The 584-nt window shown below is 66.1% G+C and carries 1 protein-coding gene; it reads right to left on the bottom strand.

Going from position 1 to position 584, the window contains the following annotated elements; genetic code table 11:
• On the bottom strand, positions 1-584 hold a 584-nt coding region (locus EOA33_RS37965; RefSeq protein WP_245482609.1), incomplete at both ends, for a thiamine pyrophosphate-dependent enzyme.

The following is a 584-nucleotide window of genomic DNA, read 5'->3' as shown; positions in this document are numbered from 1 at the left end:
CTCCTGATGCATGCGGATCGTGCCGTAGATGCCGTTGTTGACGACGATGACGATGATCGGCAGATCGTACTGGACGGCGGTGGCGAACTCCTGCCCGTTCATCAGGAAGCAGCCGTCGCCGGCGAAGGCGATGACTTCGCATTCCGGGTGCAGCGCCTTGGCGGCGACCGCGGCCGGCGTGCCGTAGCCCATCGAGCCGGAGGTCGGCGCCGCCTGCGTGCCAAAACGGCGTGAGCGATGGAAGCGATGCACCCAGGTGGCGTAGTTGCCGGCGCCGTTGGTCAGGATGGCGTCGTCGGGCAGCACCTTTTCCAGATAGTTCATGATCGGTCCCATCTGGACGGAGCCGGGGCCGGTTTCCGGCGGCGTCGACCAGTCGAGATAGGCGGCATGCAGCTTGACCGTCTCGCCCGCCCAGGCCGGCGCAGCAGCGGACTTGCGTTTCGAGAAGCCCTCGACAAAGGCGGAAGGTGAGGCGTTGATCGCCAGTGCCGGCCGGTAGACGCGGCCAAGCTCGCCCGCGTCGGCGTGGACATGGACCAGTGTCTGGTCGGGGTAGGGACTTTTCAGCAGCGTATAGTCGG

The organism is Mesorhizobium sp. M4A.F.Ca.ET.050.02.1.1, from assembly GCF_003997725.1.
Classification (GTDB): domain Bacteria; phylum Pseudomonadota; class Alphaproteobacteria; order Rhizobiales; family Rhizobiaceae; genus Mesorhizobium.
This window is presented reverse-complemented; position numbering and strand designations above follow the sequence as displayed.